A 13,541-nucleotide genomic window follows, 5' to 3' on the forward strand; every position below is an offset into this window, starting at 1 on the left:
GATCAGGCCAGGCGCATGGCATCCTTCCTGTCGATTACCGAGAAGCCGGCTTCCTGCAGCAGCTTGTAGATGGTCTCTATCTCCGCTTTCTTGGGTGCGGGCATCGGTGGCCGCATGAAAGGATTGGGGATCAGCCCCCGCAGCCACGTCGCGACCTTGTAGCGCACGTGCAGCCGCCCCATGTCGGCTACGTATTCGTGAAGTTGCGAGAGGCCTCCCTGCCAGATCCGGCACGCGCGTTCAAGATCCCGCTGGTCCCAGGCGTCCAGGTGATCCAACATGTTTTCCATTCCGTAATTCCAGAAACCGCTGAGCGTGCCGTCGAAGAGATCCGTCGCCCGGTATTCATGGAAACGTGAAGCCAGGGCCGCCATGACCGATACGCGCCGAGGCAGGGTTCGCAAGGCTTTGCCTATGATGCGGTAGCCCTCGTAGCCATAGGTCATTTTCCAGCCCACGATATTCGGTATTTCTCGACAGATGGCCAGCGTTGCCTCGACCGGCAGGCCCGGCGTGAAGGGGGCCGCCGACCCGGAAACAGGATGAGTGATGATGGGCAGGTCGACCGCCCGGTCCTGCGCCTTGATCTGATCGGCCCAGACCTCGGGATACTTGTCCGCGTCCCAGCACGAGGTGATGTCTTGAGCTCCCCCAGGGGGGGTGACGAAAATGCCGTCCACGCCTAGCGCCTTGGCGTCTCGGGCGGTCTCGACGACTTCTGCAGTTGTCAGCGCCCACGTGCCCGCGATCAAGGGTACCGCGCCATTGTTTTCTTCGACCGCAATTTCGAGCACGCGTCTTTTTTCCTCGCGGGTCAACGTGAAAATCTCGCCCGCCTCGGGATTGATGCAGAGTCCACCCCGTGCGCGAAAGCGGTCGTTCTTCAGGAAATTCTGCAGGAATTTCCGGTACGCCGACTCGTCCACCTTGAGGTCTTCCGTAAATGGCAGTAGCACTGCTGCATAGCACACGTCACCCAGGGTTTTCTCCATCACCATCTCCATTTCCCTACTGAAATTTGTAGTGACTACAATTATGAGCACAGTCGATTTTTGTGAAGATTGGTATTTCCACCTAATCAAGGAAGATGGCCCGGGAGAGCCGCGCAGAGGGTCTGGTATCCTGGGCGCGGCCGCTATTTAGAACCTATGGACAAGCACACTGCAGGCGTGAGCCCCAAGCTGGGGCTGCGCGAGCGCAACAAGCTCGAAAAGCTCGACCGCATTCGACGCGCGGCGCAAGAATTATTCGAACAGCAAGGCTTCGATGCGACGACGACTCGGGAGATTGCCGAGCGGGCGGACGTAGGAATCGGCACCCTGTTCATGTATGCGGTGGACAAGCGGGATCTGCTGTTCCTGATTTTCAACGATGCGCTGGACGTGATGGTCGATGAAGCGTTTGCCCGGGTCGACCGGCGCAAGACATTGAGCGCGCAGGCGGCGGCGGTGTTCGCACATTTCTATCAGGTCTTTCATTCCCGCGCCGCGCTCGCCAAGATCCTGCTGCGTGAATTGGTGTTCTTTTCAGAGGGCAGGCAGGCTGCTCAGTATTTGGCGAACCGGCAGCGCATCATGGCCGGTCTGGAGGACTTGGCGAAGGAGGCGATCAGGCGGGGAAGGATCCGGACCACCGAAAGTCCGGAGCAGGTCGCAAAAGTGTTCTTTTTCCTGTATTCGGGCGAGATTCGCCTGTGGCTAAGTGCCGATGAGCCGGACCTCGCGCAGGGTATCGAAACCTTGCAGCGGACCTTCGCGTCATATGGGAGGGGACTTGGCGAGACGGTGCGTTGAGCCGACGGCGCGACGCGTGTCCATGATGTCTTACGCCACCGGCGTGGCGGAGGGCCGCTGGCCGCGGCTCAGCAGCCGCGGCCTGGATGGATGACGAAGCCCTCCTCCGGCTAGTCAATCCGTACGTCGGCCTGCTTGATGATGGCCCGGTATTTGGTGGCTTCGGCCTTGACGAAATCGGCGAAGGCTTGACCTTTCAGGTCCTTGGGCACCGCGCCCATGTTGCGGATGTTGGTCAGCACCGCTTCGTTCTTGAGCGCCGCGGCGGCGGCCGATTGCAGTTTGGCGATGGCCGGGGCCGGGGTTCCGGCCGGCACGAACAGGCCGAACCAGGCTTCGGTGTTGTAGCCCTTGAGCCCCGACTCGTTCAGCGTCGGCACGTCGGGCAACGCCGGTGAACGCTCCAGGCTGCTGACCGCCAGCGCCCGCAGCTTGCCGGCCTGGATTTGCTGCGACACGGTCGGGATGTTGATCATCAGCGCCGAGATTTCCCCACCCATGACGGCGGTGACGGCAGGCGCCGCGCCTTTGTAGGGTACGTGCGGGATATCTATGCCGGCCATGGAGTTGAAGAGAATGGCCGAGAGGTGCGACAGGCTACCATTGCCGCCCGACCCGACGTTGAGCTTGCCGGGGTTGGCCTTGGCGTAGGCAATGAACTCGCCGATGTTCTTGACCGGCAGCGCGGGGTTGACGACCAGCACATTGGGCGCGCTGGCCAACAACGAGACGGTGCTGAAGGCTTTCTCGGAATCATAGGGCAGCTTGCTATAGAGCCCCGGCGTGACGGCGTGGGTACTGGCGTTGCCCAGCAGCACCGTATAACCGTCGGCGGCCGCCTTGGCGGTGGTGTCCGAGGCGATGCTGCCGCCCGCGCCTGGCTTGTTTTCGATCACCAGGCTCTGACCCAACACTTCGCCCATGGCCTTGCCTACGTTGCGGGCAAGGACGTCCGATCCGTCGCCCGGGGGCGAGGGGACGATCAGGCGGATCGGCCGCTCGGGGTATTCGGCATGGGCGCTATGCATACTCGCGCCGGCCAGGGCCAGGCCGGCGGCCATAGCGACCGATGTGCGCCGCAACGCAGTGACGAAACTCATGGCATTTCCTTGTGGGGGTGGGAAGAGGTCAGCGTACCAGGGCTTGCAGGCCGAAGAATTCGACCGCGTTGTCGGCGTAGATCGCGCGCTTGTCGGCGTCGCTGAAGCCGGGCTGTTCGGCCACCAGCTTGCCGATGGACTGTTCGCCCAGCGGGAAGGGATAGTCCGAGCCCAGCATGATGCGGTCGGTGCCCATCACGTCGGCCAGCAGGCGCAGCGCGCCCGGATCGAACACGGCCGAGTCGACGTAGAAGCGCTTGACGTATTCCGAGGGCAGGCGCGGGCAGTCCTTGCGGATGATGTCGCGATGCTTCCAGGCGTTGTCCACGCGGCCCAGCATGAAGGCGAACGAGCCGCCGCCGTGGGCGAAGCAGATCTTCAGCGATTCGGGGATGCGCTCGAAGGCGCCCGACAGGATCAGCGACAGGATGCCCAGCTGCGTTTCGGCGGGCATGGCCACGAGCCAGGGCAGCATCCATTGCTTCATGCGGTTGCCGCCCATCATGTCCCACGGATGCACCAGCAGCGGGATGCCTTCGTTCGCGCAGTGCTGCAGGAACGTGACCAGACCCTCGTCATCGAGGTCGCGGTCGCCCAGGTGGTTGCCGATCTGCACGCCGTGGTGGCCCGTGGCCTTGGCACGCGAGGCTTCGCGGCAGGCGGCGTCGATGTCCTGCAGCGGCACCTGCGCCAGCGCGACCAGGCGCTTGGGCGCGGCGGCACAGAATTCCAGCGCCAGGTCGTTCATGCGCTGGGCCCAGGGCAGGACCTTCTCGGGCGTGAACTCGTAGCCGAACATGATGGGCGTGGCGCAGGTGATCTGGATGTCCACGCCCTGGGCGTCCATCTCGGCCAGGCGTGCCTGCGGGTCCCACAGCGCGTCGTAGACGGGGCGGAAGGGTTTGTCGGCTCGCATGATGTCGCCGGTCTTGCCGTCCGGCGCCACCTGCAGCCAGGGCGCGCGCTCGACGCTCAGGGCGGCGGCTTCTTCCCGCGTGATGCGCGGGAAGTGGTGGGCGTGCATGTCGATTTTCATGATGGGCTTGATGTCTGGTGTTGTCGTGGCGGGATCAGAGCGGCTTGTAGGCGACCGCCTTGATCTCGATGCGCAGGTGCGGGTGGGGCAGCTGGTGCACGGCCACCGTGGTGCGGGCCGGGCCGTCGTAGTCGAAGAATTCGCCGTAGACCTCGTTGTAGCCACCGAAGTCGCTCATGTCGACCAGGAAGGTGCCGATCTCGACGACGTCGGACAGCGAGGCCCCGGCGGTGCCCAGGATGTCGCGGATGTTTTCCAGCACCGCGCGGGTCTGGGCGCGGATGTCGAACTTGGTCGTGCCCATGGCGTCCACTTCCACGCCGGCCAGCGAGTTGTCGGAACGGCGCGAACTGGTGCCCGAGACGAACAGGAAATCGCCGGCGCGCTTGATGTGGGGATACTTGCCGCGGGGAGTGGCCTTGCCTTCGACGACTTTGGCTTGTGTGCTCATGTCTACTCTCTTGTGGGGATGCGCCCGGAGGGGATGCGGGCGGAATACTGACCGGTGCAAGTCTAGGCAATCCTTTACCGAAAAGAGAATGAATTTATCCGTCGCCGGTATTCGACTTGGCTATGGTGGCTCCACGGAGGACGCATGCCGCTTCGCGGGCCCCAAGACCCTGATAGGAGTAGGGGTGGCATAGCCGTATATGATGACCGCCTTCAGACCAGAAAAACGGGAAGCCGCGCCATGATCGCCATCGAAATCTCCCGCCCCGGCGGGCCCGAAGTCCTGCAAGCCGCCGAGCGCCCCACGCCAGTGCCCGGCGCCGGCGAAATCCTGATCCAGGTTGCCGCCGCCGGCGTCAACCGGCCCGACGTGGCGCAGCGCCGCGGCACCTACCCGCCGCCTCCGGGCGCCTCCGACCTGCCCGGGCTGGAAGTGGCCGGCACCGTGGCCGCGCTGGGCGAGGGCGCCTCCGGTTTCGCCGTGGGCGACGCGGTCTGCGCGCTGGTCAATGGCGGTGGCTACGCCGAATACTGCACCGTGCCGGCCACCCAGTGCCTGCCCGTGCCCAAGGGGCTGAGCATGGTCGAGGCCGCCGGCCTGCCCGAGACCTACTTCACCGTATGGAGCAACGTCTTCATGCGCGGCCGGCTGTCGGGGCAGGAATCGCTGCTGGTGCACGGCGGCGCGAGCGGTATCGGCACCACGGCCGTGCAACTGGCCAAGGCCCTGGGCCATCCGGTGTATGCCACGGTGGGCAGCGACGAGCGCGTCGCCGCCGTCGAGAAACTCGGCGCGACCGCCGGGATCAACTACCGCACCCAGGATTTCGTGCAGGAAATCAAGCGCCTGACCGATGGCCGGGGCGTGGACGTGATCCTGGACATGGTGGCCGGCGACTACGTCGCCCGTGACATCCATTGCCTGGCCGAGGACGGCCGCATCGTGCTGATCGCGCTGCTGGGCGGCGCGAAGGGCGAGATCGACTTTGCCCGCGTGCTGAGCCGGCGCCTGACCATCACCGGCTCCACGCTGCGCCCGCGCTCGGCCCAGTTCAAGGGCGAGGTCGCCGCCGCGCTGCGCCAGAACGTCTGGCCGCTGTTCGAGTCCGGGCGGCTGAAGCCCGTAGTCTATGCCACCTTCCCGCTGCGCGAGGCGGACAAGGCCCATGCCATGATGGAGTCGGGCGAGCATGTCGGCAAGATCGTGCTGACGGTTTAGCCCCTAAGCGCTTCGCGCGCCCGGCATTTTTTACGACATTGGCTGCAGCGGTGCGCTGGAGCCGATACAATCGAGGTTTTGCCCGCATATTTTTGTACACGCGGGCATTTTTCGATTCTTGTCGATGGCAACTAAACAGAATATCCGCCGCCTGGTGCTCGGCAACTGGAAGATGCACGGCAGCCTGGCCGCCAACGGCCAGCTGCTCTCGGCCATACGCAGCGGCTGGAACCAGTCCTCCGGCGCCGCCGCCTGCGACGTCGGCGTCTGCGTGCCGTTTCCCTACCTGGCCCAGGCCGAATCCGCGCTGACCGACTCCGATATCGCCTGGGGCGCCCAGGACATCAGCGTCCACCAGCAGGGTGCCTATACCGGCGAGGTTTCCGGCGCCATGCTGTCCGAATTCGGTTGCCGCTACGTGCTGGCGGGCCATTCCGAGCGGCGCAGCCTGCATGGCGAAACCAGCCGGCTGGTGGCGGACAAGGCCAAGGCCGCGCTGGCCGCCGGCCTGACTCCCGTCGTGTGCGTGGGCGAGACCCTGGCCGAGCGCGAAGCCGGCCGCACCCTGGCCCTCATCGACGAACAGCTCGAGCCCGTGCTGGCCCTGGGCTGCGAAGCCGTGGCCGCCATGGTCATCGCCTACGAGCCCGTTTGGGCGATCGGCACCGGCAAGACCGCCAGCCCCGAACAGGCCCAGGAAGTGCATGCCGCCATCCGGGCCGCGCTGCGGGGCGTCGACTGCGCCGGCGTGCGCGTGCTGTACGGCGGCAGCGTCAAGGCGGCCAACGCGGCCGAGCTGTTCGCCATGCCCGACATCGATGGCGGCCTGATAGGCGGCGCCTCGCTGGTGGCCGAAGACTTCCTGCGCATCGCCGAGGCGGGCGCGACAACCCGGAGTGCTTGAATGTCCGTAATGCTTACCGTCCTGCTGATCGTGCAGGTCATTTCCGCCCTGACGATCATCGTCCTGGTCCTGCTGCAACAGGGCAAGGGCGCCGACATGGGCTCCGCCTTCGGCGGCGGCTCCGCCGGCAGCCTGTTCGGTGCCGCCGGCGCGGCCAACTTCCTGTCGCGCACCACCAAGTGGGCGGCGGTCGTCTTCTTCATTTCCACCGCCGCGCTGGCCTACCTGGGTCGTCCGGCCCCCGCCGCCTCGCAGGGCGGTGTGATGGAGAACCATCCCAGCGACCTGTCGGTGCCCGCCGTTCCCGGCAGTACGCCCGCACCGGCTCCGGCCGCGCCCGACGCGTCGGTCCCGTCCGTGCCCGCTACCCCGCCGGCCGCGCCCGCGCAGCCCGAGGCACCCGCGCAGAAAAACTAAGGCAGTTTCTCTGAGGAGCCCGCAAATGTTATATACTAGCGGGCTCACGCAAGCCGTCGTGGTGAAATTGGTAGACACGCTATCTTGAGGGGGTAGTGGCGAAAGCTGTGCGAGTTCGAGTCTCGCCGACGGCACCAGGATTTTTCCAGGACATCCCTGGCATATCAAAAACCCGCACATTCCTTACGAGATGTGCGGGTTTTTTTGCCGCCGGGCCGTCCCAAGGCAAAAAAGCGCCCCCTCGGGGGGCAGCGCCGCCGCGTAGCGGCAAGCGTGGGGGCATTTTTTGCCGCCGGGCCGCCCCAAGGCAAAAAAGCGCCCCCTCGAGGGGCAGCGCCGCCGCGTAGCGGCAAGCGTGGGGGCCTTTCTTGCCGTCACGGGATGTTCGCCTACAGCCGCTCCCCGGCAGCTGGCTGGCCTGTGCCACCCGGTCGGCTAACTGGGCCTGGCTGAACTGGCCATCGTGCGAGTTCCATTTGACCGCGCCCTTGGCTTCAAGCCGATTTCTCCAATACCTGTTGCAGTTTCTCGAAGAACTGCGGCCATCCGGCCCTGGCGCCGCCGTATGCCTGCTTCTGGTCGGGGCGGAAGCCGGCCTGTTCCATGCGTAGGCGGGTACCCGTGCCGGTGGGCGTGAGCGTGAAGGTAACGACGCTGCGCAAATCGAAGGCTGGATCGGCGTGCGTGAAGTTCCAGGTATAGGACAGCGCCTTGTCCGGCTCGACGACCAGTACCTCGCAATCCAGCGTGCCGCCCCATTCGCCCTGGAGCTTGAAGCGGTGGCCCACGGCGGGGTGGAAGTCATTCTTCATCAGCCATTCCTCGATCAGGTGCGGCTGGGTCAACGCGCGCCAGAGCCGGTCCGGCGGGTGGGGGAATTCGCGCTCGACGACGACGGAGCGGGTTTCGGTCGGAGTATCGCTCATTGGTCCATCCTGTTGAGTAGGTTTTCAAGATCATCGAATCGCTGTTCCCAGAACCCGGCCATCTGGCTGGTCCAGTCGAGCAGCGGAACGAGCGCGCGGCGCCGGGCGCTGTAGTGCGTCTGGCGTCCCTCATGGCGATCGAGTACGAGGCCGGCCTGTTTCAGCAGACGCAGGTGCTTCGATACGGCCGGCTGCGAGACGCCGGCCTGGGCGGTCAACGCCGCAACGGTCTGTTCGCCGTGGTGGCACAGGTGTTCGAAAAGGGCGCGCCGGGTGGGATCGGCAAGGGTCCTGAAGAGCAGGTCTTGAGAGGCGGTCATGGGTTAATAAATAACCATGTGGTTATGAATAAAGAATAACCACTTGGCTATGAATTCGTCAACTACCCATCCTTGCCGTGCTGGGCATGGGACTTGCGCCGGTCGAGCTGACGACCCGGGAGCAGACGATGAGCACGCATGCCGAAGCCGATTTGTCCGAGGTGCTGGTGGTGCCGGACCAGCATCCGGCCACGCTGGAAGCCTGCCGGCGTTGCCGGCTGTGGCACGACGCCACGCAAGGGGTCGGCGGCGAAGGCCCGCGCCATGCGCCCATCATGATGGTGGGCGAGCAGCCGGGCGACAAGGAAGACCTGGCGGGCCGGCCCTTCGTGGGGCCCGCCGGTGCGTTGCTGGATGCGGCCCTGGCCGAGGCGGGGGTGGACCGGGACGTGGACCGGGACGAGGTATTCGTGACCAACGCGGTCAAGCATTTCAAGTGGGCGCAGCGCGGCAAGCGGCGCATGCACAAGACCCCCGGACAGCGCGAAATCGAGGCTTGCCGCTATTGGCTGGAGAAGGAGTACGAGGCCGTGGATCCGCGCGTCGTGGTGGCGCTGGGCGCGACGGCGCTCAAGTCGGTGTTGCATGACTATCGCGCGGGCCTGCGCGACAAGCTGGGCGACGTGCTGGAATGGGAAGGGCGGTTGATCGTGCCCACCTACCATCCTTCGTATGCGTTGCGTGCGCCCGATGAGAGCGCTCGCAAGCAGGCCTACGACACCATCGTCTCCGCGCTCAGGCAGGCGGGCCGGCTGGCGCGCGCACGGGCGTAGCCGAAGCCTCCGGCGTAGGCAGGGTTCAGGACCGCCGGGCGTGGGCAACTCCCAGCACGGCACCCACCAGTACCACCGCGCAGGCGGCCAGCATGGGCGCGCGGCCACGGGTCGCCATGTGCGTATAGGCGCTATGGCGCCGCCCGCGTTGGGGATAGGCGGGAGTATCGTCCCGGCCCGGGGATTCCAGCCCATCGTCTCGCGAGCGGGATGGGATGCCGGTGCGCTGGTGCTTGATCAGCCAACTCCCCATGCGGTCGGCCAGGCCGGGCATGCGCTGCCCGAATTGTCCGATCGCCTTGGCGGCGCTGCCTACGTAAAGGTCGCGGCGCGGATGCTCTGCGGCGTACAGGATGGCGCGGGCCGCTACCTCGGGAGCGTAGACCGGAGGCGGCAGGCGCGGTTCGACGTCCATGTAATTGCGGGCATGGGCGGTGAAGCCCGTCGCGGATGCCGGCTTGATCAGAGTGACCGAGACGGGCGCGCCTTCGTTTTCCAGCTCCATGCGCAGCGCATCGGTGAAGCCCTTGACCGCGTGCTTGGAGGCGGAATACGCGCCTTGCAGCGGCACGGCGCGGTCCGACACTTCGCTGCCCACGTTGATCAGGGCGCCGCCATGTTCGCGCAGATGTCCCACGGCCACGATGGAGCCGTAGACCACGCCCCAGTAATTCGTGTCGAAGAGTTTGCGCTGGTCTTCGACCGGCACGTCCTCGACCCTGCCGAAGATCGAAACGCCGGCGTTGTTGATCCAGGTATCCACGGTGCCATGGGCTTCCAGCGCCGCCTGCAGCAACCGTTCGTGGTCTTCACGCTTGCCGACGTCCATCTGCACGGCAATGGCCTGGCCGCCGTCAGCACGCAGTTCCTCGACCAGCGTGTCCAGGCGCTCCTGGTCGCGGCAGGCCAGTACCAGGCGGGCGCCGCGCCGCGCGGCCTCGCGGGCCGTGGCCAGGCCTATCCCGCTGCTGGCGCCGGTAATGACGACGACCTGGTCCGACAGTTTTTTCAGGCGATATTTCATGGGGACGCTCCTTGCTTGCTCGTCGCTGTGCTTGCGCAGGAAGCGTGCCCGCCGGCGGACGGCTATCATCCCTCGCATGCGGCGCGGGCCGCCCCTCGGACTGGAGCAGCGTTTCATGAGTACATCCCGTCATTTCGGCTTCCTCGGACTCGGCAACATGGGGCTGCCCATGGCGCGGCGCCTGCTTGCGGCGGGCCATGCGCTCACCGTGTGGAACCGCAATGCCGGCAGGGCGGCCGAGCTGGTCGCGGCCGGCGCGAATCTGGCAGGCACGCCCGCGCAGGTGCTGCAGGCGGCGGACGTGGTGGGGATTTGCGTCAAGGATGGGGCGGCGGTCGAGTCGGTGGCGTTCGGCCCGGATGGCCTGGCCAGTGCCGGCCGGCAGGGCGCGGGGAAGGTGGTGATCGATTTCTCGACCATAGAGCCCGGGCAGGCGCGCGATTTCGGCCGCCGCCTGCGCGACCGGACCGGCGCGTCCTGGCTGGATGCGCCCGTGTCGGGCGGCGTGCCGGGCGCCGAGGGCGGCACGCTGATCTGCTTCGTCGGCGGCGAGGCCACGGATCTCGAGAAGGCGGGGCCGTTCCTGGCGCCGCTGACTTCGCGCGTGACCCATATGGGACCGGCCGGTGCGGGCCAGACCACCAAGATATGCAACCAGATGATCGTCGCGGTGAACGTGCTCACGATCGCCGAGACCTACGGCCTCGCGCGGCGCGCCGGCGTGGACGTCGAGCGCCTGGCGCCGGCGCTGGCGGGCGGTTTCGCGGATTCGCAGCCCTTGCAGATCTTCGGGCCGGCGATGGCCGCCGGCCGTTTCCAGCCCACGCGCACGGCGGTCGAGCTGATGGCCAAGGACATCGGTATTTCGCAGCGCATGGCGGTCGAGTTCGTTGCGCGGACGCCGGTCTCGGCGTTCTGCTCGGGGCTGTACGAACAGGTTCGGGAGCACGAGCCGGAGGTCTTCATGGGCGATGTGGCGGGGCTGGTGCGGCGCTACGAGTGAAGGCGGCGCTGTCACCGAACCGTCATTGATGTAACGCTGCTAAAGCGCCGTCCGGTCCGGGCCGATAAACGGAATGACGTGCAACGGCGGGGTTCTCCGGAACCCCGCCGTTGCCGTTTGTGGCCTAGGATTTTCATCAGGACGTCATGAAGATACGCAGCAAATTGTTCGCCTTGGGGGCCGCCGGCATCGTGGCGATCGCGGTCGTGGCCGGTTGCTCGGTGGTGGGGCTGTTGCGCCTGAGCGCGGCGGTGGACGACTACGCGCAGCGGCGGGTGCCGGCGCTGGTGGCGCTGGGCGCGCTGAGGGAAGGGCAGGTGCAGATCGCCCGCCACAGCCTGGAGCCGCTGCAGTGGGCAGACGAGTATTCCATCGAGGCGCGCAACGAATGGGAGCGCATGCTGCAGTCGAAGGGCCGCACCTGGGCAGCGATGGAAGCCGCGCGGGCCGCCCTGTCCGAAGCGCCCGCCACCGATGCCGAGGCCGAGTCGCTGCGCACCTTCGATGCGGCGTTCCATGCTTGGGCAGAAAAGGAAAAACCGCTTACCGATCTGCTCAAGCAACTGGTGGAGGTGGACAGCGAGGAGCGACAGCGCTTCCTGCTCCTGAAATACCTGGCCGCCTACTCGGCGCAGGAGTCTTACTACGTGCAGGCGCAGCAGGCCATGCAGGCCCTGGCGGAGGCCGGCGCGCAGGCGGCCGCCGAGAGGGCGGCGCAACTGCGGCAGGCCAGCCGGGGCCTGGCAAGCCTGATCGCAGGCGTGGGACTCGCGGCCATCCTGTTGATGCTGGCCGGCGCCTGGCGCGCGGGGCGCGCCATCGTGGGCGCGATCGACGGCATGCGCGCGCGCCTGGCATCGATCGCCGACGACCTGGATTTCCGCCCCCGCGCGGACGTGCGCGGCAATGACGAGGTGGCCGACATGGCGCGCGCGCTGGACCGGCTGGTGGCGCGCATGCGCACGTCGCTGGCGACCATGCAGGGCCTGTCGGCGACCATGAACGCCGCCGGCGACGAGGTGTCCGCCGGCGCGGCCGAGGTGGCCGGGGGCGCGGCCCGCCAGAACGACGCCGCCGGGCGCATGGCGGTGTCCATGCAGGCGGTGGCCGCCAGCATGGCGCAGGTGGCGGAGTCGGTGGAGGAGGCGATCGGCCTGTCGCGCGACGCCTGTGGCCTGGCCGAGCGCGGCGGCGAACTGATCGGGACGGCGGGCGGCCGGATGGATGCGATCGCCGGCCGGATGGCGGCGGCGTCGCGGGCGCTGGACGCGCTGGGCCGCCATGGCGAGTCGATCCGCCACGTGGCCAGGCTGATCTCCGACATCGCCGGGCAGACCAAGCTGCTGTCCCTGAACGCGGCGATCGAGGCGGCGCGGGCGGGCGAGGACGGCCGGGGCTTCGCGGTCGTGGCCGAGCAGGTCAGGACGCTGGCCGAGAAAAGCGCGGCATCCAGCTCGCAGATCGGCCAGACCGTGGAGCGTATCGCCGATGAAACGATGGCGGCCGCCGAGCTGATGCGGGAGGTGGTGGATGCCGTGACGGTGGGGCAGGCCAGCGCCGGGGAGGCGGGCCGTTTCATGGGTGAACTGCGCGCCGGTTCCGAGCAGGCCGCCCGGGTGGTGGCCGCCATCGGGCAGGCGCTGCGCGAGCAGTCGTCGCTGAACGACGGCGTCGCCCGCCACGTGGGCGACGTCGCCGGCATGGCCGGGCATTACCGGGAGGCGGCCGGCGCCATGGCGGCCCAGGCCGCCAGCCTGCGTGAAACCGTTCGTACGGTCGACGAAACCGTCAATTCGTTCAGGGTGTCGTAAGCCTTGCCGGACGCCGTTTTTCCTGGGATGCGAGGGCACGGAGGCGTTTCGGTTGACTCAGGGTTTGCGCTATACTTGCGGGCGGACGAGCGTGGGAATGAAACATGCATGTCCGACAGTTACCGCAGTAGCCGGTAAGACAGTTTTGGTTTTGCGCCGACAGTTTTTGTGTCGACACGCGCTGGCTTCACAACGCAGCGGTCCGCGCAAAAACATACATCCTTGCATGTAAGCACACGCGGGTGGTCTAGAATGGCGCCGGCTCCGGACGGGGCGAACAGGCGGCATTCGGCTTGTCCGCCGCAGGGAAGTCTGGTCCGCATCCTGCCGATTTTGCAAATGACGCCTCGGGCACCTTTCATGTCCGTGGCGTGACTCGAACAGGTTAGCTGATGAATATCGAGAGTTACCTTCCTGTCCTGCTGTTCATCATCGTGGGCAGCGTCATCGGTTTCGCGCTGATGTTCCTGGGCTCCGTGATCGGCCCGAACCGGCCGGACAGCGAAAAGCTCTCTCCGTACGAATGCGGCTTCGAGGCCTTCGAGGACGCGCGCATGAAGTTCGACGTGCGCTACTACCTCGTCGCCATCCTGTTCATCCTGTTCGATCTCGAGATCGCGTTTCTGTTTCCGTGGGCCATGGCCAACGAGCAGGTTGGCCTGCTCGGTTTCGGGACCGTGGCGGTATTTCTGGCCGTTCTCGTGATCGGCTTCATCTACGAATGGAAAAAGGGCGCGCTGGACTGGGAGTGATCCCAGCGGCACG

General features: G+C 66.4%; 15 protein-coding genes and 1 tRNA gene. 9 read left to right on the forward strand and 7 right to left on the reverse strand.

Annotated features, from left to right (window positions below; genetic code table 11):
- Positions 1 to 2: 2 nt before the first annotated feature.
- Complete coding sequence (locus tag CDO46_RS15650) at positions 3 to 992, reverse strand: dihydrodipicolinate synthase family protein (protein WP_243724559.1); 990 nt, start codon at positions 990 to 992, stop codon at positions 3 to 5.
- Between the two features lie 177 nt (positions 993 to 1,169).
- Between CDO46_RS15650 and CDO46_RS15655 the strand changes: the two genes are divergently transcribed.
- Complete coding sequence (locus tag CDO46_RS15655) at positions 1,170 to 1,793, forward strand: TetR/AcrR family transcriptional regulator (protein WP_176400766.1); 624 nt, start codon at positions 1,170 to 1,172, stop codon at positions 1,791 to 1,793.
- A 110-nt stretch (positions 1,794 to 1,903) separates the two neighbouring features.
- Here CDO46_RS15655 and CDO46_RS15660 read toward each other — a convergent pair whose 3' ends face one another.
- The 3 genes from CDO46_RS15660 to CDO46_RS15670 are packed head-to-tail and all read right to left on the reverse strand — an operon-like array spanning position 1,904 to position 4,380.
- Positions 1,904 to 2,893, reverse strand: coding sequence for a tripartite tricarboxylate transporter substrate binding protein (locus CDO46_RS15660; protein ID WP_087839400.1), 990 nt, complete (start codon positions 2,891 to 2,893; stop codon positions 1,904 to 1,906).
- 28 nt (positions 2,894 to 2,921) lie between these two features.
- Entirely contained in the window at positions 2,922 to 3,929 is a 1,008-nt protein-coding gene (locus CDO46_RS15665; protein ID WP_176400767.1) for an amidohydrolase family protein, read from the reverse strand.
- A gap of 34 nt (positions 3,930 to 3,963) precedes the next feature.
- Complete coding sequence (locus tag CDO46_RS15670) at positions 3,964 to 4,380, reverse strand: RidA family protein (protein WP_087839401.1); 417 nt, start codon at positions 4,378 to 4,380, stop codon at positions 3,964 to 3,966.
- 240 nt (positions 4,381 to 4,620) lie between these two features.
- Here CDO46_RS15670 and CDO46_RS15675 point away from each other — a divergent pair, with 240 nt between their 5' ends.
- The 4 genes from CDO46_RS15675 (at position 4,621) to CDO46_RS15690 (ending at position 7,056) form a co-directional block, all read left to right on the forward strand.
- Positions 4,621 to 5,598 carry an NAD(P)H-quinone oxidoreductase gene (locus CDO46_RS15675; RefSeq protein ID WP_087839402.1) on the forward strand — a complete coding sequence of 326 codons (978 nt, stop codon included), beginning with the start codon at positions 4,621 to 4,623 and terminating at the stop codon, positions 5,596 to 5,598.
- A gap of 124 nt (positions 5,599 to 5,722) precedes the next feature.
- The gene (tpiA, locus tag CDO46_RS15680) at positions 5,723 to 6,502 is read left to right on the forward strand and encodes a triose-phosphate isomerase (protein ID WP_087839403.1); all 780 of its coding nucleotides are present in this window, start codon (positions 5,723 to 5,725) and stop codon (positions 6,500 to 6,502) included.
- Entirely contained in the window at positions 6,503 to 6,919 is a 417-nt protein-coding gene (gene secG / locus CDO46_RS15685) for a preprotein translocase subunit SecG (protein ID WP_087839404.1), read from the forward strand.
- 52 nt (positions 6,920 to 6,971) lie between these two features.
- Positions 6,972 to 7,056 (forward strand) — tRNA-Leu (locus CDO46_RS15690).
- Between the two features lie 357 nt (positions 7,057 to 7,413).
- Here CDO46_RS15690 and CDO46_RS15695 read toward each other — a convergent pair.
- Both CDO46_RS15695 and CDO46_RS15700 read right to left on the reverse strand, forming a co-directional pair.
- Positions 7,414 to 7,845 carry an SRPBCC domain-containing protein gene (locus CDO46_RS15695; protein ID WP_087839405.1) on the reverse strand — a complete coding sequence of 144 codons (432 nt, stop codon included), beginning with the start codon at positions 7,843 to 7,845 and terminating at the stop codon, positions 7,414 to 7,416.
- Positions 7,842 to 8,165: a helix-turn-helix transcriptional regulator gene (locus tag CDO46_RS15700; RefSeq protein WP_087839406.1), complete on the reverse strand. Its 324-nt coding sequence runs from the start codon at positions 8,163 to 8,165 to the stop codon at positions 7,842 to 7,844. Before CDO46_RS15700 ends, CDO46_RS15695 begins: the two co-directional genes overlap by 4 nt.
- Before the next feature lie 128 nt (positions 8,166 to 8,293).
- Here CDO46_RS15700 and CDO46_RS15705 point away from each other — a divergent pair, with 128 nt between their 5' ends.
- Complete coding sequence (locus CDO46_RS15705; RefSeq protein ID WP_087839542.1) at positions 8,294 to 8,938, forward strand: UdgX family uracil-DNA binding protein; 645 nt, start codon at positions 8,294 to 8,296, stop codon at positions 8,936 to 8,938.
- A gap of 25 nt (positions 8,939 to 8,963) precedes the next feature.
- On the opposite strand, the gene CDO46_RS15710 is transcribed toward CDO46_RS15705, so the two are convergent.
- Positions 8,964 to 9,962, reverse strand: a complete 999-nt coding sequence (locus CDO46_RS15710; RefSeq protein WP_087839407.1) for an SDR family oxidoreductase — start codon at positions 9,960 to 9,962, stop codon at positions 8,964 to 8,966.
- A gap of 115 nt (positions 9,963 to 10,077) precedes the next feature.
- Between CDO46_RS15710 and CDO46_RS15715 the strand changes: the two genes are divergently transcribed.
- The 3 genes from CDO46_RS15715 (at position 10,078) to CDO46_RS15725 (ending at position 13,528) form a co-directional block, all read left to right on the forward strand.
- On the forward strand, positions 10,078 to 10,965 hold the full coding sequence (locus CDO46_RS15715; protein WP_087839543.1) for an NAD(P)-dependent oxidoreductase: 888 nt from the start codon (positions 10,078 to 10,080) through the stop codon (positions 10,963 to 10,965).
- Between the two features lie 146 nt (positions 10,966 to 11,111).
- Positions 11,112 to 12,776, forward strand: coding sequence for a methyl-accepting chemotaxis protein (locus CDO46_RS15720; RefSeq protein ID WP_087839408.1), 1,665 nt, complete (start codon positions 11,112 to 11,114; stop codon positions 12,774 to 12,776).
- Between the two features lie 392 nt (positions 12,777 to 13,168).
- Positions 13,169 to 13,528, forward strand: a complete 360-nt coding sequence (locus tag CDO46_RS15725; protein ID WP_087839409.1) for an NADH-quinone oxidoreductase subunit A — start codon at positions 13,169 to 13,171, stop codon at positions 13,526 to 13,528.
- Positions 13,529 to 13,541: the final 13 nt, after the last annotated feature.

Origin of the sequence: Pigmentiphaga sp. NML030171 (assembly GCF_002188635.1) — a bacterium.
Classification (GTDB): Bacteria; Pseudomonadota; Gammaproteobacteria; order Burkholderiales; family Burkholderiaceae_B; genus Pigmentiphaga; species Pigmentiphaga daeguensis.